The sequence below is a fragment of the Deltaproteobacteria bacterium genome, assembly GCA_005879795.1.
Classification (GTDB): domain Bacteria; phylum Desulfobacterota; class Binatia; order DP-6; family DP-6; genus DP-6.
Map to the genome: position 1 here is coordinate 1 of VBKJ01000217.1, position 18,988 is coordinate 18,988.

Sequence of the window (18,988 nt, forward strand, 5' to 3'; positions counted from 1 at the left end):
GGTTCGTGATGGTCACCCGACGTACCTCCGCGTCGTCCTCGGGCGACACCACCACCTCGAGCGTCGTCGCGATCGCGCCGTCGCGCCGTCGGATCTCGGCACGGTCCTCGGAGAAGATGGCCTCGTAGGCGTCCGGCTCGACGCCGCTCGGCTGGTGGCCCGCTGACCATACCTCGCCGCCGTCCGCGTCACGGAGGAAGACATACTGACCGTACGCGTCGCGGGTGACGTCCTCGCGCCACCGCGTGACCGCGAGATCGCGCCAGCGGCTGTAGCCCGACCCCGCCGCCGTGATCATCACCGCGTAGTGGCCGTTCGAGAGGAGGTGCGTCCGCGGTACCGGGTCGTGCGGCGATGTGAAGCGGCGCGACACCGGGCCGACCAGATCGCGGACGTGGGCCGCCGTCTTCACCTCCTCGGCTCGCGGCCGAGCGACTGCGACGTCCCGCGGCGCCCGCTCCTGGAGCAACAGATCGGCGGCCTTCACGATGGGCGCGGCGTGAAAGCGCGCCCGCATGGCGCCGTCGTGCAGGACGTTCGCGATGGCGACCACGGACATGCCCTGGTGGTGCGCCATGTAGGCGCGCACGAGGCCCGCGGCGCCGCCGACCGGCAGGCGGGTGGCCGTGTAGTCGAGCGCCTCGTAGAACCCGTAGGCCCCGCGGGCGCCGAGGGTGGCGAGCCTCCCGAGGTTCTCGGCCGCGGCGCCGGGGTCGATCATCGCCGCCAGGGCGGTCGCGTAGGGTGCGATCACCAGGTCCTCGCTGAGGCCGCGCTTGAGCCCGAGGCCCGGAATGCCGAAGTTCGAGTACTGATACGTCAGCTCGAGGTCACGTGCGTTGAAGGCCGACTCCGAGATGCCCCAGGGCACGCCGCGCGTCGCGCCGTAGCGCTCCTGGCGGCGGACGACGAGGCGATAGCTCTGCTCGAGGAGGCTGCCGGGTGGTGAGCGCATGACCAGCGCGGGCATCAGGTACTCGAACATGGAGCCCGACCAGGAGATGAGCGCCGAGCCCCGGTCGACGGGCGTCATGGCGCGCCCGAGCTGGAACCAGTGAGAGGCCGGGACGTCGCCCTTGGCTATGGCGACGAAGCTGGCCAGCCGCGCCTCGGAGGCGAGGAGGTCGTAGTAGTTCGGGTCCGGATCGCCCTCGCGCACGCGATAGCCGATCGAGAAAAAGTTGCGCGTGGGGTCGAGGAGAAAGCCGAACTCCGTGGCCTCGAAGAGCTCGCGCGCAAAGCGGGCGAGGCCGAGCAGGCGGCGGATGAGCGTGCCGCAGGCATCGGCGGCGCGCTCGAGGTGTTCGGCGAGCGCGGCGTGACCGGCGTCCCCCGAACGGTCCGCTAGCTCGGCGAGCGCTGCGGCCGAGTGGTCCGACATCTCGGCCGGCGCCGGTAGCGTGGCGAGGAGGCCGTTCTCGCCGTCGGCCGCACCCGTGTGACGCGCCCAGGGCAGCAAGGTGTCGAGATCGCGCGCGTGGCCCTTTACGGTGGCGGCAAGGGCCCCGGACCAGGTGAGCAGCTCAGCCGCGGCCCCGTCGCCGCGCTCGGCGTCCAGCGTCGTCGCCACGTCGACCAGGGTGTGAGCCAGGCCGTCCAGCTCGCCGAGCCAGTGCGCCCATCCAGCGGGCGTGTTTGCCGCGGTGCCGAGCGTGCTTGCCAGGGCCTCGACGGCGTCGGCGAGCTGCCTGCGGGTCACTGTCTGGGTGCGCCGGTCGTCGGGGATCGCCGCCGCGGACTCGCGCACGAGCCCGAGCGCGTCCTCGATGCCCGCCACCGCGCACGGGGCGAGCAGCGGGCGGTTCATCAGCTCCCGGCAGGCCTGCGCGAGGGCGAGGAGGTGACCGGCGAGGTTTCCGCTGTCGACGGACGAGACGTACGGCGGCTCGAGCGGACGCAGCGTGCGGGTGTCGTACCAGTTGTAGTAGTGCCCGTGGAACCTCTCCATGCGCCTGAGGGTCTCGAACGTCGCCTCGAGGCGCTCGACGGTGTCGAGGAGGCCGAGCCACCCGAAGTCGCGGGCTGCGATCGTGGAGAGGAGATAGAGGCCGATGTTGGTGGGCGAGGTCCGGTGGGCGACCACCGGCTTCGGGTCCTCCTGGAAGTTGTCGGGCGGTAGCGCATGGTCTTCTGGCCCCACGAAGGTCTCGAAGAAGCGCCACGTCCGCCGAGCGGTGAGACGGAGCAGCCGCTCATGGCGCGGCGCCAGCGGCTCGTCGCCCAACGCTCGGGGCGGCAGGCTGATGCGCTGGGCCACGAGCGGCGAGAGGACCCAGAGGACGAGGAACGGCGCCGCCATCGGGAAGGTCGCCGGCCGGACGACGGCGACGAGCGCGGCAGCCACGACCGCGAGCCCCACGGCCGCGACCATCCGGCGGTAGAAGCCGGTCAGCTCGAGGCCGAGAGCGGACTTCGCCTGCGCAGCGGTCACCCACTCCAGAAGCCGCCGATGCGTCCCGTAGAGGCGGACCATGGTGCGGGCGATCGCGTCCACCATCACGCACGCCTGATGGGCGAGCAGGGTGACCGTGAGCGTCACCTGCGCGAGACCCATCGCCAGGTCGGCGCCTACCCCGAGCACGTGGCTCCGCTTCGAGATGCCCCGCCGGCGCGGCACGACCCGGGTGAGGACGGGCACGAGCGCCGGGAGGGCGATGACGGCGAGGATGAACGCCGTCCACATCCCCGCCCGCGGTGCGAGCGTCCAGCCGGCGAGGAGCGTCAAGACGGCGGAGGGAGCCGAGAGCGTCCGCCGGAGGTTGTCGATCATCTTCCACCGGCCGAGGAAGGGCACGCCTGCGGCGCGCCGCCCGACGATCCACGGGAGGAGCTGCCAGTCGCCGCGTGCCCAGCGATGCTGGCGGAGCACAGCCACCTGGTAGTGGGTCGGGAACTCCTCGAAGAAGGCGATGTCGGTCACCAGCCCCGCGCGCGCGAAAACCCCCTCGAAGAGATCATGGCTCAGGATGGCGTTCTCGGGCACGCGGCCGGCGAGCGATGCCTCGAAGGCGTCCACGTCATAGATGCCCTTACCGGTGTAGGATCCCTCGCCGAAGAGATCCTGGTAGACGTCCGACACCGCCGAGGCATAGGGGTCGATCCCGCACGGGCCGGCTGATATCCACTGGTACACGGAGCCCTTCCGGTCGGGGGGCAGCGTCGGCGTCACGCGCGGCTGAAGCACCCCGTAGCCGTCGATCACCCGCCCCGCGTGCGGGTCGTACCGTGCCCGGTTCAAGGGATGCGCGATGGTGCCGATCAGCGCCCGCGCGGAACCGACGGGGAGCCGGGTGTCGGCATCGAGGGTGATGACGTAGCGGATCCCCGATGGCACCGCAGGCGGCCGGCCGCCCACCGCCACGAAGGTGGTGTCGATCCCACGCAGCAGGCGGTTGAGCTCGTGGAGCTTCCCGCGCTTGCGCTCCCACCCGATCCACCGTCCCTCGCGCTCGTTCCAGCGTCGGGTCCGATGGAAGACGAAGAAGCGCTCCGTCCCGTCGGGCGCGGGACCATGCCGCGCGTTCAGGCGCGCGATCCCCTCGGCCGCCGCCGCGAAGAGCCGCTCGTCGTCCGGCATCGTCTCGGCCGGGGCGTCGGTCCAGTCCGAGAGGAGGGCGAAGCGGAGCTCGCCATCGGAGTTGGCGAGGTGGTGCACCTCGAGCTGGGCGATCAGCTCCTCGACGTGGGCCTCGCTGGTGAGCAGCGCGGGCATCACCACCAGCGTCCGCAGCTCGGCCGGCACCCCGTCGCGCAGCTCGAGCTTCGGCAAGGGCCGGGGGCCAATCCGCTCGACGACTCCGAGGTTCGTGAGCGCGATGGCGAGGTCGATCGCCGGCACGAGTGCAAGCAGGGCGAAGAGGAGGAGCCCGAGAGGGCCAACGCCGACGTGCACGGTGAGGATCAGGGGCGGGGCGAGGACGAGGCCGCTCAGGAGCGCGACCGTCCCCACGTAAGCCGGCATGGGGGCGGCGAGGTAGGTGCGCGCTAGCCACCGCCCCGGGCGGACGCGAAAGCCGAGCTCGCGCTCGAGCGCTGCGCGTCCTTCCGCGATCAGGTGAAATCCGGGGTCCCGCCAGCGCTCGTGCTCCTCGGGGTCGCCCGCCGCGCCAGCCTGCTTCGTGCGCGCCACCACCCGGCAGGCCACCTCGACCTCCGAGTAGCGGGAGCCCCGCGCCAGGTCCTCTATCGCATGGCGGTAGCGGTCGCGGGTCGGGAAGTCCAGCGCCGCGAAGTCCGTGTCGGTGCGGAGCACCTCGTCGACCGGGCTCACGCTCTCGAAGAACTCCCTCCAGTCGAAACTCGACATCAGGCGCATGCTCGTGATGATGTTGCGCACGGTCACGTTCATGGCGCCTTGCCGGTGATGCTCGAGGCGCACGGTCTCTTCGGTCGTCGTGCCTCGAGCCGCGAACCGCTCTTCGAGCCAGCGCAGCGCCGGTACGAGGTCCGGATCCTGCTCGCGCAGGCGCTGGACGAGCTGCACGGCGAAGGCCGTGGGCAGCCGCCCCTTCTCGACACGCGCCAGTGCCGCAGTCGCGTCTGCCGGTGTCCGTCCACCGAGGCCGAGCAGCCGGTCGGCGAGCACGTCGGCCTCCTGGCGCGCCGCCCGGTCCCGCACGATCCGCTCCGCGAGCCGCCGGAGGTTCTCGACCAGTAAGATGCGCAGCGTGATGGGGACCGCCCACAGCTCCCCGATCGTGAGCGGCTGCACGCGCTGGTAGGCGTGCACGAACCGCCGCAGGGCCTCGGGCTCGAAGCGGCTGTCCGTGTGCGCCACGAATGCCCAGGCGACCCCGAAGACCCGGGGGTAACCCTCCAGGAACCCGGCCGCGAGCTTGGGCAGCTCGCGGTAGAAGCGGTGCGGCAGATCCTCGCGGATCTGGCGGACCTGGTCGTCCACGATGTGGAAATTGTCGACCAGCCACTCGGCCGCCGCGGTGATCGCGCGCTCCTCGCGGATCGCTCGTGCGATGGCGCGGTAGGAAGCAAGAAGAATGCGACCGTTGTCGACGAGCCGCGGCAGCACGCGCCACCCGCGCCGCGGGTCTGCGGTTACGCGCTGCGCGGCCGCGAGGCTCTCGGCGTGCTGCTCGAGTCGCTCGACGCTGAAGAGCTCAGTGCGGATGGGCTCTTCGGGGTCCGGGAGCGGATCGACCGAGCGACGGAGGTTGCCGACGAAGTGTAGGATACGTGGGACTTCTAGCACGGAGGGTCGGGGCGAGCGATCTTGCTCGTGCGCGCCAAGCGCGCGTGCTGGTGGATGGGGATGCAGTCGGTATCTCCCACCCGCGCACGGACCTCGCCGACCGGCTCCGAGCGCCCGCCTTTGCGCTCGAGATCGGCTTCCTCGCAGCGGGTGCGGGTATCAGCACCTGGCTCGCCTTCCGCGCGGCCGCCCCGGATCGCCGCTTCGGCGGGTGGCGGGTTCTGCTTCGCCGTCAGCCTCGTCGTCGCAGCGGTGGCGGCGCTCCTCTCAGAGCCGGGGGGACCGCCTCCGATCAGCGGCGGATTCGCTGCCGTGGGTGCGGGGTGCCTCGAGTGGCTCTGGCGGCCCTCCCGTGGGGTGATGCTCGTGGTCGCGCTCCGGCGGGGGGCGCCGGTGACACCCGCGATGGTGGTGCGCTCGCCGGCGCGGCCGCCTTCCTGCTCGCGAACCTTGCGATGCGGGTCGTCTGTCCGATCGACGCCCCCCTGCACGTGCTCACCTGGCACCTGCTTCCGGCCGGGGTTGCCGCCGTCCTCTCGGGAGCGCTCGGCACCACCTGGCTCGGCCGTTGGGCTCTCAGCGCCGGGCTGTCACGAAGTCAGCGTCCCGGGTAGGGCGCACAGGCGTCGGCCGCGCCCTGGCCGTGTCGATGAAACGCCCGACGGCCCTCCGGCGAACCTCCTCCCAACGCGGAGGTCGCCGCGTGCGGATCGGAGGACTGACAGCAGCCCCTGGGATTTGCTCACCACCCTGGGGCGGGTAGGCACGAGCGGGTAGGCACGACAACCGGGGGAGTTGACGCAACCCCTGGATCTAGGACCGATAGCCGTCCGTCGTGTCGAGGCGGGTCCGGCAGCCGGGCGGCTATCACCTCGGCAGCAAGCGCGTTGCCGGCTGCGCTCCAGTGGGTATTACGCCGGCCGTAGAGCGGGGTTCGGTACCGAAGGGAGTGCAGGGCTATCTCGGTGGTCCCCAGGGCCGTGGTCAGGGCGATAAGAACGAGTCCTGCCGCGTGCAGGAAGCGGGTCCAAAGACGCACGTGGTTTCGCGTGCATCCCCCCTAGCGAAAACGATCATCGTCAGCAATGTCCTTGGGTTAGGGCGCCGGCGTTGACGAGGAACTCGTGGAGCGCCCGCTTCCGTTCGGTGAATCCAGGCACCCGGAGGTACTCGATGTAGGAGTCCCGGATCTCGTCAACGGGCACCGTGTTGACGTAGCGAAACCGGCGCCCGGCGACGTCGCCGCGCGCGATCGCGGCCTCCGTGTGGAGCGCGAGCCGGGCGAACGAAGCCGTCACCAGGCCGAAGGCGGCCAGCACGAGGGCGGCGAGGGCGACCTCGGTCGCGCGATGAGGCCGGCTCCACTCTGACGCTGGCGAACCGGTGATCGCCAGCGCGGCGGCGGCCGCAACCGCGCCGGCGAGCGCCGGGCGGGAGGGATGCCAGGCCACCCAGACGAGGTGCCCGAATACGAGCCCCCTCATGCCGGTGTTTGCGGCGCTCAGGAACCCCCGCCAGGCGAAGCAGGTAGCGGCGACGGTGAGCGCGGGGATGACGACATGGGCGGTCCTACCACACCGCCGGCGGACGGGAGAATCGTGGCCGCGTGCTCCCGTACTCAGGTAATGGAGATCCCGGGTGCTTCAGTGGCATAGTGGTGAGCCGGATGACGCTCCACGCGCTCGAATACTGGGCGATCCGGCTGCACGTGGTGCCCGGCGCGGTCGCCATGATCGTCGCGCCGGCCGCCATGCTGGTCACCAAAGGTGGGTGGTGGCACCGCCTGTGGGGCCGGATATTCGTGTGGTCCATATTCGTTGCGCTGCTCGCGGCGGTGCCGCTCGCGTACTTCGCCAACGACCTATTCCTCTTCTACATGACGTTCGTTATCTTCTTCCTCACGCTCTCTGGCTACCGGATCCACATCATCAAGCGGCAGAACTACCGCGGCGGCCTGATCGACTGGATCGGGGTCGCGGTGATGGCTTTGGCGGGGGTGGGCGCAACGCGCCTGGGGCTCTCGACCGGCAGCGAGATGGGTTTCGTCATGCTCATCGTCGGCCTCGGCGTGATGGTCGGGGCCGCCGGCGACTTCTACCGCCTCGTGCGGTCGCCCCGCCACAAGCAGGCGTGGTGGTTCATCCACATGGGCAAGATGCTCTCCGCGTACGTCTCCGCGGTCACCGCGGTATCTGTGGTCCAGTTCCACTGGCTGCCGACCACCATTCGCTGGCTCTGGCCCATGGCCATAGGGGTCCCCGGTATGTTCGTTTGGAGCCGCTATTACCGCAATCAGTTCCGCCGTTCCGAGGGCCGGGTCCAGGTTCGGGTCGTCGCCGGGCCGGTGGCGGGTCCTGCTCGGCGATGAGCCGGCGATGGTGGCCATGTCGCCTGGGGCCTCTGGACAACCGTCCTCCCGGTGGCCACGCGATCAACGACAGGCGAGGCCGCCCGTAGGCCGGGGTGCCAGCGGCCGCGGCTTGGCACCCGGCGTCGCCTAGAGACCATGCCGGCGGAGGTAGGCGACGGCCTCCTCGCCGTCACGCGCGACGTGGAGTTACCACGGCAGCTCAGCCCGCGCGAGCGCCTGGCGCGCGATCTCGACGTCGGCGACGTTGTCCTCGACCAGCAGCACGTGCAGCCGGCGCGGCATCATCCGGCCACGGCCGCACCGTAGTCGGGGATGAAAGGAGGGCGGCTTTCGCGACGTCCGAGAGGCGGCGTTCAGTTGCGTTGGTTTTGGAAAGACTGCGCCAGTCACCAGTACTCATGCCCCTCCGGCGTCGCCACCGGCGCCTCGAGCCGTCGAACGCGCGCCGCCGCAGATAGCAGCTATTATAATAGGGCCCAGGTTCACATAACCGCCGAACCCGGACGTTGCCGGATCCTCGCCCCCCCACCCTCCCCCCATGCGAGATACTTCAGGCGCCCGCGGCCGCGCGGGAGCCGGCCGGCCGCATCCAGTACCGGCTGAGCGCATGCCCCACGACCTTCGCGGCCAACGCGTGCCCGCGCGCCGTGGGATGGCCGTCACCGTAGAGCAGTGTGGGGCACGCGTCGGCGCTGCACGCCGGCACGAACGCCTGCTCGACGTCGATCACTCGGGCGCCGCACGTCGCCCCCGCGAGCCGGATCGTGCGGCTCGCGTCGACGTACATCGAGTTCGTGAGCCCCGGATAGGTCACGAAGATGACCTCCACGGCGTCGCGGCGCGCGCGCTCGCAGACGGCGCGGAGGTTCGTGGAGGTCGTGGACCCGGGCGGCGGTGCCGTGCGCTCGCTGGGCAGCCTACGGTACCCGACCTCGAACCGCGCGTCGCCGTACTCCTCCACGGCCGTCAGGCCGGCCGGGTTGCCCTCGAAGGTGTGCGCCTTGAAGTCGCGCACCTTCAGCTCCGGCGCCTGCACCCACCGGCGGAGCATGAAGAAGATGCGGAACACGCGCGAGTATCGCCAGAGAAGGACGCCGGCGCTCGGTGGCGCGTCGGCGACGGGCTCCGGCATCGTCCAGATGTCGTTGGCGCCAACCATGACGAGGACGACGTCGGGATGAAACACCTCGAGATACCGCGCGAAGCGGTTCCTCACCTGGGAGGAGTTGGTCCCCGGGAACGCGACGTTCAGCACCTCGATCGGCCGGTCCGGGTGCCGGGCGTTCCAATGCCGCTCGAGCACCTTGGGATACGCCCGCTCCGCCCTGACGTAAAGGCCGTAGGTGTTAGAGTCGCCGAGCGCCAGCACACGCCGACGTCCCGCGAGCACGCCGAGGCCCACCGGGAGGCTTCTGTCCCCGGCCCACCGCGCCGCGATCTGCAGGCACAGCTCGAGAAGGAACAGGCCGATCAGCAGGCCTAGCAGGATCAGCGCGATGCGGGCGCACAGCGCTCGGATCGCCAGGCCGTAGTCAACGTAGAGCTCTAAGCGCTGATCCAGTTGACTCCGCCGCATACAAGTCCTGGTAGCTCGTCGGGCCCGCTGGGCCATCGACTCGTACGCCCCGAAACAAGCCCTCGTCTCCGTACTGGCGGATGTACAGCTCGGTCGCAAGCTGAAGCATCCGCGCGCCGTCGACGAGGCTGCCGTCGTAGTGCGCCTGGGCCTGCAACATTCGCAGCCGCAGGAACACGCGCTCGCTCACGGCTCTGGCGTGCAATCGCGCGGCAGGCACGTGTTCGAGATACACACTGGAATGTTTTGCGTCGTCGGCGTATTGCAACAGGTCGCGCCAGAGCCGCAGTCATTGCGCCCGCGCTGGCACATGAGGATCGTCACACACATGCCGAAGCCGCGGGTCGCGTCTAGATCCTTGTCGCACATTGTGGGCGATGAGCATTGGCCTCCTGCGTGTGTGCAGTACTTGCCGATACCCTTCTCGTTCCCCGGGTTGGACGGGTTCCCGCACTGGGTGTTCGCCGTCGCGCCGCCCGCATCGCCCGTCCCGCCGTCTCGCCCGCCGTCGCTCACCGGCGGCGTGGACGTCGTGCTACCACAGGCAACCATCATCAGCATCGCGGAGAACGCAGCCCACTTGAAACTAATCATGCTCGCCATCCCTTTCATCCGCGCGAGCATAGGAATACAGCCGCGGCGTTGTCAACGTGGGGGGCACCGTCTTCGTTGACCACCATGCGGGCTGACCGAAGTACCCGATCCAGTTGTTCGGAGGGGCGCCGCCCGGTCCGGGCCGGCGCCACACGTAGTAATCCCGGTGACGCGATGCTCGGAACCGTCGCGAATCGAGAAACCACGGGTGCTGGTCGCTCGTATGATGACGCCACCGATGTCCCCCACCCCGTCTCCGTTGCTGTTGCACCACGAGTGGGGATAGACCTGGTAGATGATGCCGCCTCGCCACCACGACGCGCGTCGAACCCGGCGTCGCATCACGACCCATTCGCACGTTCCTGGGCGAGCTTCTCGTAGCCCTCGGCCATCTGGCGACGGTCGAACCGCGCGGCCACATGCGCGCGACACGCCGCGCGGTCGATATGCTCTAGACGACCGATGGCGGCCGTGAGCTCGGGCTCGTCGTCGACCAGGAAGCCGGTTCGACCGTCCTCGACGAGCTCGGCCGCCGCGCCTCGCTTCAGGGCGAGCACCGGCGTACCGCACGCCATGGCTTCCACCATCGCCAGGCCGAAAGGCTCGCTCCAGCGCGATGGATGCAGGAGCACCACCGCGCCGGCGAGAAATGCTCCCTTGTCGCGTGACGGCACTTCGCCGATGAGTTCCACACCGCCCCGGCGAAGGAGCGGCGCGATGACCTGGTCGAACCACGACCGCTGGGGGAAGTCGAGCTTCGCACCAACTCTCAGCAGCACGCCGGCTGCCTGCGCCGCACGGATCGCGATGTCGAGCCCCTTGTCCGACGATACACGCCCGAGGAACGCGAGATAGCCCCCCCGCGCGCGGCGTAGGGCAGCGCCGCAACGTCGATCCCGTTGTAGACATTTCCCGCGAACGTCAAGCCTGGTGCGTCGCGTTGCTGCGCCCGACTGATCGATACATAGGTGGCGTGGCCGCGTGCGTGAAACACCTGGCGATAGCCTCCCGTGTCCAGCGGATAGTGCACCGTCGTGAGCGACGCGCTCGTGCGGAGGTAGTCGAGCACACGCCAGGAGTGGTTCAGCACGATGTCCGGCCTCTCTTCGTGGATCACCTCGGCGGCTCGTCGCGCCGCATGGTCCTTGATCGCCCGGAACCCCTCGACGTCTCGCTTCGTTCCTGGAGTTCCGAGGGGCTCACTTGTCAGCGGCACAAGCCGACCGGCCGCCGACGAGCCACCGCTCGCCATCAGCGTCACGTCGTGCCCACGGGCGGTCAGATCCTGATCGACGAGATGCACCGTCTGCTCGATGCCACCGTACCCGACGGGTGGCACGGCTTCCTCACTGGCCGCGCGGGTCCCCCGCCCGCGGTGAGCCATCGCATCGCAGCTGCGCCTTGACGGCCGGCGGCACTTGGTGGGATGCCTTGTCCCGTGAGGGGCGTGATCCGCGCGAGTCTCTCGCTCACCGTCGGCGCCCTCGTCGCGGTCGCCGGGGCCGCCGACGTCCCGATCGCTGGAAAGAGCCTCGGCATGGGCGCGCGGAACGCCAGGCGCCACACGTTCTCCTTCCGCTCCGCCGCCGATCCCGCCATCGCTCCCCCGTTCGTCGACCCGACGGCCGGCGCGGCGCTTCGCTTGTTCGTGTCGAGCGGCCCCGGGCAATGCCACGCCGAGATTCCGCTGCCGCCGGGCTTCTGGACGCCGATCAGAGGCGACGGCGCGCAGGAGGGCTGGCGCTATCGCGACGCGTCGGCGAGCGCGCAGGGCGTGCGCTCGATCACGATCGACCGGCGCAAGAGCGGCGGGCAGATCCGGGTGAGTGCCCGCGGCGCGTTCCCCTGCACCCTGGAGGCCGCGCAATCGGGTCCGGTGCACGTGGAGCTGCGGCTGTCGGCGCTACGCTACTGCGCGCGGTTCGGCGGCACGATCCGGGCGAACGAGGCGGGTATGTACCGGGCGATCTGCGCACCGGCGCCGGCGGTCTGCCTGCCGAGCGGCGTCACCATCGCGAGCCTCAACGTCCTGCACGGCATCTTCTGTCCGCGCGAGACGTCGGGCTGCCGGCGCACCGATCGCCTCGAGCTGCTCCGGCAGTTCGTCGTCGCCCGCGGCTGTCCCGACGTCCTCGCGTTCCAGGAGGTCTTCAACCTGGGCGGAACGAACGAGAACGCCCTGTCGCTCGCGGCGCTGCTGACCAACGCGTGTCCGGCGCCGTACGTGTCGGTCTACCATAACGCGAATCCGTTCGACGACGAGATGATCTTCTCGCGCTACCCGATCCTGGCCGAGGAGACGCACGACCTGCTCGGCCCGCTGCGCAACGTGCTGCGCGTGCGCATCGATCATCCGATCGGCGCGCTCGACGTCTACGCAACGCACCTCGCGTCCGGGAGCGACTTGGCGACCTCGCCGTGCGAAGGCACGTTCGGGCCGTGCCCGCCCGAGTGCAGCGGCGCGGGCGCCGCCACCGTCCGCCAGTGCCAGGCCGTGCAGATGGCGGCGGTCATCGACGCCACCCACGACGTGCCGGCGCCCGCGCTTGCGGTCGGTGACTTCAACGAGGAGCCCGGATCCTTCGTGTACGATCTCTTCGCCGACCACGGCTGGATCGACACCTATCTACAGGCTGAGTTCCCCGAATGCGATCCCATGACCGGCGTCGGCTGCACGTCGGGCCGCATCGACGACGCGCTCACCGACATGGAGAGCCAGGCGCTCGGGCAGGTCGAGCGCATCGACTACGTGTGGCTGGTGCCGCGCACGGCGGGGTCCATCTGCACGGGCGATGTCGAACCGCCGGGCGATCCCGACGGCGACGGCGTCGCCACGCGCCTGTTCGCCGAGGAGCCGAACCCGTTCGCGATGCCGTGCGGTCCCTCGCCGGACGCCATCTGCTGGCCGTCCGACCACACCGGCGTGCAGGCCGACGTCAACTGTCTCTTCTAGCCGTCGCGTGCCGCGTCCGCGTCGCCCGACGCGCGCCGGTAAACGCCAGCGCCACCACCTTGCCCCGCTCGACGCGCACGTTGGCGGGTAGGCACGACAACGGGGGCGTTGACGTAACCCCCAGATCTCGGACGCTACAGCCGCCTCGCGCGGGCCCCCGCGGCGCACGGTCCCGCATGCTCACGCTCTCCTCAAGTGCGCGCCCCGCTCCCCGTTGCGCCGCGCGCGCCGGCCCGAAGACGCCGGCGGCGACGCGCTGGGATGGACGGTGAGCTGCACCCGCTCGGTGTGAGTGGACAGGACGACCATCGTGTTGGTGCGGGTCACGCCCTCGATCGAGCGGATCTGGCTGATCAGCCGCTCGAGCGAGGAGGTGTTGGCGGTCTTCACCTTGAGGAGAGGGCTAAAGACCTTCCGACCGAACGTTTAGCCAGAATATAGTCAGTTTGTATGTTCCTTAAGGGGGGTGGTGGGACCCTTGCCGGTGGAGCGTTTGGACCGCTGCTCGGTGACTTCGACGACCTCGCCGCGGGGGCCGAAGTGAACCACCGGCTGGTCGCTGCCGGCGTCGAGGACGGCGATGATTCCCTGCGCGACGTTGTGACGCCAGAGCTCGCGCCAGGCTCCCGCCTGCGCGCGGCGTTTCGCGACCGGCGTGGCGTACCAGCCGTCGCCCACCCGGATGACGAGGAGGCGGGGGGTCTTTTCGTCGCGCACGGCCCGCTCGACTCCGAGGGCTCGGCCAGGCGGGCCGTTCAGGTCAGCGAGGATCGCCTCTGGCGAGAGCCAGTGCGCCGCGACCGACCGCCCGAGGGCGAGGAGGAGGGCGGTGGCTGCGCCGCGGCTCCGGACCCGCCTCACTTGCCGGGCGGACTCTTCGGGCCCCCCTGGGGGGTAGCCTGCTGGGCCGCTTCCGCCGCGCGCCGGGCCTGTTCGACCACGTCGGGCGGGATCGAGAACTCGTGGAGCGGGAAGTACTCCCCCTTCTTGATCGCCTCGGCCTTCTCCTCCTTGCTCACCCCGGTCATCTGGCCCGGCGCCTGCTCGGCCACAGCCTCGCCACGGAGGCGGGAGGCGAGCCGCCCGAGGCCCTGCCACAGGCGCTCCCAGATGCCGCCGGAGCCCGCCAGCACGGGCTGCTCGCCGAGCGTGTTCCCCGCCATCATAACGGGCAGCCCCGGCGGCTCAAACACCCCGTTGCCGTTCCGGTCGACGAAGATCGGGTTGGTGATTGCGATCGGGACCACGTCCGGCTCGATGATGTCGACGATCGGCGGCGGGACGGGCCGCGTGTTGATGTTGGACGGAATCTTCGGCCCCGCCTCGACGATGAAGTAGGTGTCGGCCGCGACGGTCATGGAGAGCTCGGCGCTGAACCGCACCGTGTCCACGGTCGACTGGAAGTCCGACGGCACCGGGCGGACCGCCGGCGTAGTGGTCGAGTCGAACGCCGCCACCACGAACCCGTTGGCGATGACGCGGACCTCCTCGACCGGGACCCATGCGGCGCTCCTCACGCCTATCCGCAGGGTCACCTTGCCGTTGGGCGAGCCGTTCACGAGCTGCCCGAGACCGCCCACCGCACCCTTCTGCGGGCGCACCGTGAATTCGATGTAGGGGCCGGCGGCGACCACCATGCTGCCCGCCCTCACCTGCGCGTCGAACGCCGTAACGTTGAGGGCCGCCGGGTCGTCGCCGACGCCGACGACGTAGGTGCGCGCCCAGCCGGCATGCTCGACCGTGATCCGGTGCGAGTCGGAGACGCCGGACGCGGGCTTGAAGATGCCCTGGCTCAGGAGCGAGAGCCAGTCGCGCCGCATCTGGCGCAGGGCCTTGAAGTCGCTGTCCTTGGCGCCGTTCGCCACCTCCATCACGTCGAAGTCGAGGTTGGTGAGACCGTCCGGGTTCGCGGGCGAGCCCGGCCCCTGCACCCCGTCATCGAGCAGTATCTCGTTGGGCGCCATGCTGATCGGCCGGTCGGGCTGGTAGCCGACGCAGGTGCAGTCCTGCGGCGGCGGGCTGGCGGGACAGTCGGTGTCGACGTTGCACGGCGCGTCGATTGAGTTGGCGCAGCGGTTGCACCCGATGTTGTTGAAGATGCCGATCGAGGTGAGGCCCGATACGCCAGCCCGTGGGTGGTTGTACTGGATCACCTCAGCGCCCTGGTCGCGCAGCCGCTTGAAGACGAAGTTCGGCGCCACGAACTCGTCCTGGATGGCGCCGTCCCGCGCCTCGTCCTTGTTCAGAGGGAGCGGCCAGGCGTTGATGTGGCCGATCGAGTTCGGGAAGGCAGGCGGATTTGGCACCGAGCCGGTCATCTCGTTGCCGATGATCGAGCGCATGCGGCTCGAGAGCCCGAGGGTCGAGATGATGGGGGCGTAGTCGACGTGCTTGTCGTGGTCGGACGAGACCATGACCTCGACACCCTCGGCCGCGAAGGCTTTCACCCGGTCGCGCAGGGGCGCCGAAGCGTCCAGGCTGCGGCCGGAGTGGACGTGGAAGTCGGCCGAGACGGCGTTCGGGGTCTGCACGACCCGCTTGAGCTCGAAATCGCCCGTCGCTACGCCCCCGCTCGCCACCTGGATCTGTTTGCGGGCGACGCTGTACTCCATGCCGCGCGAGGCGTAGACATCGTAAGTGCCGGGGCGCAGCTGGATGCCACCCGAGCCGCTCGCGGTGTAGACGACATTCCCCTGTCCCGCCGCGTCGCCCGTCGTCCCGGACTGGGTCCCGCCAAAAGTCTCGGGCAGGATGTCCTGCCCGCCGAGTGTCGCCGAGAGATCCTTGTGGAAGCCCGGATCCAGGGTCGGGCTCACGCCCTTGAAGGTGAGCTTCGCCGGGATGAGCGGCGTCCCCTTCGTCTTCTCGCGGACGGTGAACACCACCGTCCCCCGCGCGCTGAGCGGCGGGATCGTGACCGCCGTGTTCCCGCTGCCCACGACGACCGGGCTCACCACGACGTCGTCGCGCTCGGCCGAGGAGACCCGCAGCTCGTAGTCCCCCTGCGGGAGGACGACCCCGCTGAACGCGCCGAACGCGTCGGTGCGTACCTGGCTGAGGGCGCTGTTGACCGCCTGCCCGGGGGTCGGGACCGGGTCGGCGCACGGCCCGCTCGAGCCGCACGCGGCGTTCGTCTTGCAGGAGAGGGAGGAGTTCGCCTGGCAGCGGCCGATCCGGGTGATGAGGATGGTCGCCTCGACGTTCGCCGCGTCGGCTGCATCGACGTTGCCCGAGATCGTGCCGGTCGAGAACGGGATGCGGGAGGCGAGGGCGCCGATCATGCCGTTGGCCGCGCTGCGCACGTCGTTGTGCGTGCCCACGTAGAGGCGGCGGGTGTAGGTGAGCGTCCCGCCGGCCGGGGTGCCGTCCGAGACCGGAAAGTTGCCGAGGGCGGTGACGAGCGTGCTGCTCACGCCGAAGAGGCTGTCGACGGGCGTGACCGTCGGCGCGCTGCCGCCTGGCCCGTCGGGGTCGACCGCCACCTCGACGCCGAGAAGCCCGTAGGAGACCTCGCCGCTCGTGGTGTTGTTGGCTGTGTCCATGATCCCATCGGCCGGCACCACCAGCCCCGGGGCGGCCATGAAGGTCGGCAGCTCGACCGCCAGTAGTGGGTTGGCGAGGTTGAGGACGGGATGGTTGAACCCCTTCCCGCCGGGGGGCGGTGCGCCGCCGCCGCTGAAGGGGATGAGGCCGCGGAGGGTCCAGATGAAGACGTCGAGGAAGCCCCCGAAGTTGGCTAGGTTTGCGCCGCAGCCGTTAGTCGCGGTGCTGGTGACGGTGAGAAACGGGTTGCTCCCCGCGGCCGTGTAGTCGGTCACGACGGTCAGGCAGGGATTCTGCCGCGTCGAGGTGGGCGGGAAGAGGATCGTGCCGGACACCCGGATGGTGTCGGAGCCCACCGCGCCGATGGTGTCGTAGAGGAGGAAGTTCGAGGTACTGAGACCGCCGACGGTGAACATCTGCGGGAGCTGATCGTCGTTCTCGCCCACGCGTCCGAGGTCGATGAAGGTGCCGCCCGTGAAGTTGATCTCGGACTGGATCGGGGGTGCGCCCGCGCCGAGGAGCGGCACGAGGTCTTGCGCCGTGCCGACATTGTCGATGATCGCCTCGACGACGCCGTTGGACACGTACCAGTCGCCGATGCCACCTTCGGCGTCGGTGCCGCCGAAGAGGAGCGCCGTGTTGCCCGAGGTGAGCTGTAGGGCGGTCGGCTCGGCAGGTCCACCCCACAGCGCAACGGTCGTGAGAAGGAGAGCACCTGTCGCGATCTTCATCGAGGACCTCCTGCGCACGAGGTCGAGGCGGCGCGCAGCGTACCTCCGCCGCGCGCTCAGGGTCAAGGGAAGGGACCCCGAGCCTCCTCAACCGCCCATGACCATCGCCGACCTGACTCGCCTGGTCGTTGCAGATCCAGTAGCGCATCGATCTCCCGGCGGACGTCCTCGTGCGTGGCGCGGATCTGTTGGGCCGTCAGCGACGATGTTTCATCTGTCCCGTGCGGAAACGACCTGTTGCGCGACGCTGACCCACCATGATGTCGGCATCCGGAGGGAAGCCCGGGCCGGTGGGATAGTCGGTGAGCGTCCGAGATCGGGGCGCGATCGCGAGCTCCCGCTCGCCAGCGTCGGTTCCTTCCATGCCCACGGAAGGTTTCCGCTGCGCCCGGCGCCCTCATCAACGAGGTCCATCGACAGTCCGCGATGATGCTGGCGACCGGCGTGGGGTCAGACTGCAGTCGGCAGGTTCATTGGTCGAAGCGTCGAAGAATCGAGGAAGCACGAATGGGAGGCCCACCAGGCGCTCCCATTCGCCTCCCTCCAAGACAACGGACTACGGACAAGCGGCGCCGTCGCCGGGGCAGTACACCTGGCGGCACAGCAGGGTCGATGGCTGGAAGCCATCGGACGGACAATTCGGGCCATTGCCGGGGCACGTCTCCGCCACGTCGCAGGCACCCGCCGATGGGCGGCAGACGGTACCTGCCGACTTGAATTGGTCGGCCGGACAGTCCGCACTGCTGCCCGCGCAGGTCTCCGCCACATCGCAGGCACCCGCCGATGCACGGCAGGCCGTACCGGCCGGCCGGAGGCTGTCCGCCGGACAGCTCGCACTGCTCCCCGTGCAGTTCTCCGCCACGTCGCACGGACCCGCCGACGCCCGGCAGATCGTGGCGGCCGACTGGAAGCTGTCGGCCGGACAGGTCGCACTGCTCCCCGTGCAAGTCTCGGCCGCGTCGCACGGACCCGCTGAGGCCCGGCAGACCGTGGCTGCGGACTTGAAGCTGTCGGCCGGACAGGTCGCACTGCTGCCCGTGCAGTTCTCCGCCATGTCGCACGGACCCGCTGACGCCCGGCAGACCGTGGCGGCCGCCTGGAAGCTGTCGGCCGGACAGGTCGCACTGCTGCCCGTGCAGTTCTCCGCTATGTCGCACGGGCCCGCTGACGCCCGGCAGACCGTGGCAGCCGCCAGGAAGCTGTCGGCCGGACAGCTCGCGCTGCTGCCCGCGCAGGTCTCCGCCACGTCGCAGTCACCCGCTGACGCGCGGCACACCGTGCCGGCCGACTTGAAGCTGTCGGCCGGACAGGTCGCACTGCTGCCCGTGCAGGTCTCCGCCACGTCGCACGGACCCACTGACGCACGGCAGACCGTGGCGGCCCCCTGGAAGCTGTCGGCCGGACAGCTCGCACTGCTCCCCGTGCAAGTCTCCGCCGCGTCGCACGGACCCGCTGACGCCCGGCAGACCGTGGCAGCTGACTTCAAGCTATCGGCCGAACAGGTCGCACTGCTGCCCGTGCAGTTCTCCGCCATGTCGCACGGACCCGCTGACGGACGGCAGACCGTGGCGGCCGACTGGAAGCTGTCGGCCGGACAGCTCGCACTGCTGCCCGTGCAGTTCTCCACCGCGTCGCACGGACCCGCTGACGCCCGGCAGACCGTAGTGGTCGAGGCAAGCCCGTCGGCCGGACAGTCGCGGCTCGTGCCAGTACACGTCTCGGCGACGTCACACACACCCGCCGAGGCACGGCACACCGTCCCTGCGTTCCCGGGGGGGTTATCGCAGAACTTCGTCCCTCCGGTGCCGGTTGCGCACGTGTCCACGGTGCAGGGATTGTGGTCGTTGCAGTCTGCATCTGTGCTGCAGTTCGGTGGACTGATCACACAGTCTGCCGGATCGGAGTTCGGCTTTTGGGACGGATAGGAGCACACGTCGATCAGCTCACCGCCGGTCCCAATGTCGGTGGACGTGAGGCAGCAGTTCACCGCAGTGTCATTCGCGACGCAGTTGCT

The 18,988-nt window shown here is 69.9% G+C and carries 12 protein-coding genes and 2 pseudogenes; 4 read left to right on the forward strand and 10 right to left on the reverse strand.

Annotated elements, in window-relative coordinates; genetic code table 11:
- The coding region (locus tag E6J59_18765) for a hypothetical protein (protein TMB16563.1) at positions 1–3,577 on the reverse strand (3,577 nt) is incomplete at its 3' end.
- A 2,084-nt stretch (positions 3,578–5,661) separates the two neighbouring features.
- Between E6J59_18765 and E6J59_18770 the strand changes: the two genes are divergently transcribed.
- On the forward strand, positions 5,662–5,820 hold the full coding sequence (locus tag E6J59_18770) for a DUF1109 family protein (GenBank protein ID TMB16552.1): 159 nt from the start codon (positions 5,662–5,664) through the stop codon (positions 5,818–5,820).
- 465 nt (positions 5,821–6,285) lie between these two features.
- On the opposite strand, the gene E6J59_18775 is transcribed toward E6J59_18770, so the two are convergent.
- A complete protein-coding gene (locus tag E6J59_18775; protein ID TMB16553.1) occupies positions 6,286–6,690 on the reverse strand; it encodes a hypothetical protein in 405 nt (134 codons plus the stop codon).
- A gap of 182 nt (positions 6,691–6,872) precedes the next feature.
- Here E6J59_18775 and E6J59_18780 point away from each other — a divergent pair, with 182 nt between their 5' ends.
- Complete coding sequence (locus tag E6J59_18780; protein TMB16554.1) at positions 6,873–7,574, forward strand: hypothetical protein; 702 nt, start codon at positions 6,873–6,875, stop codon at positions 7,572–7,574.
- 553 nt (positions 7,575–8,127) lie between these two features.
- Here E6J59_18780 and E6J59_18785 read toward each other — a convergent pair.
- From E6J59_18785 to E6J59_18805, 5 genes and pseudogenes are all read right to left on the reverse strand, one after another.
- Positions 8,128–9,189 carry a hypothetical protein gene (locus E6J59_18785; protein ID TMB16555.1) on the reverse strand — a complete coding sequence of 354 codons (1,062 nt, stop codon included), beginning with the start codon at positions 9,187–9,189 and terminating at the stop codon, positions 8,128–8,130.
- A gap of 13 nt (positions 9,190–9,202) precedes the next feature.
- Positions 9,203–9,313, reverse strand: a pseudogene (locus tag E6J59_18790) (3-aminobutyryl-CoA ammonia lyase).
- Positions 9,314–9,739: 426 nt separating this feature from the next.
- Positions 9,740–10,089: pseudogene (locus tag E6J59_18795) on the reverse strand (hypothetical protein).
- Positions 10,089–10,823: a glycosyltransferase family 4 protein gene (locus tag E6J59_18800; GenBank protein ID TMB16556.1), complete on the reverse strand. Its 735-nt coding sequence runs from the start codon at positions 10,821–10,823 to the stop codon at positions 10,089–10,091. The pseudogene E6J59_18795 and the gene E6J59_18800 overlap by 1 nt, the downstream one beginning before the upstream one ends.
- Entirely contained in the window at positions 10,517–11,131 is a 615-nt protein-coding gene (locus E6J59_18805; GenBank protein TMB16557.1) for a glycosyltransferase family 4 protein, read from the reverse strand. The genes E6J59_18800 and E6J59_18805 overlap by 307 nt, the downstream gene beginning before the upstream one ends.
- A 54-nt stretch (positions 11,132–11,185) precedes the next feature.
- Here E6J59_18805 and E6J59_18810 point away from each other — a divergent pair, with 54 nt between their 5' ends.
- Positions 11,186–12,700: a hypothetical protein gene (locus E6J59_18810; protein TMB16558.1), complete on the forward strand. Its 1,515-nt coding sequence runs from the start codon at positions 11,186–11,188 to the stop codon at positions 12,698–12,700.
- A gap of 180 nt (positions 12,701–12,880) precedes the next feature.
- On the opposite strand, the gene E6J59_18815 is transcribed toward E6J59_18810, so the two are convergent.
- From E6J59_18815 to E6J59_18825, 3 genes are read right to left on the reverse strand one after another with little or no spacing between them, the layout of a single operon-like run.
- Positions 12,881–13,090, reverse strand: coding sequence for a hypothetical protein (locus tag E6J59_18815; GenBank protein TMB16559.1), 210 nt, complete (start codon positions 13,088–13,090; stop codon positions 12,881–12,883).
- 51 nt (positions 13,091–13,141) lie between these two features.
- Entirely contained in the window at positions 13,142–13,561 is a 420-nt protein-coding gene (locus E6J59_18820; GenBank protein ID TMB16560.1) for a hypothetical protein, read from the reverse strand.
- Complete coding sequence (locus tag E6J59_18825; protein TMB16561.1) at positions 13,558–16,974, reverse strand: hypothetical protein; 3,417 nt, start codon at positions 16,972–16,974, stop codon at positions 13,558–13,560. Before E6J59_18825 ends, E6J59_18820 begins: the two co-directional genes overlap by 4 nt.
- A 713-nt stretch (positions 16,975–17,687) precedes the next feature.
- Here E6J59_18825 and E6J59_18830 point away from each other — a divergent pair.
- Complete coding sequence (locus E6J59_18830; GenBank protein ID TMB16562.1) at positions 17,688–18,899, forward strand: hypothetical protein; 1,212 nt, start codon at positions 17,688–17,690, stop codon at positions 18,897–18,899.
- Positions 18,900–18,988 lie beyond the last annotated feature (89 nt).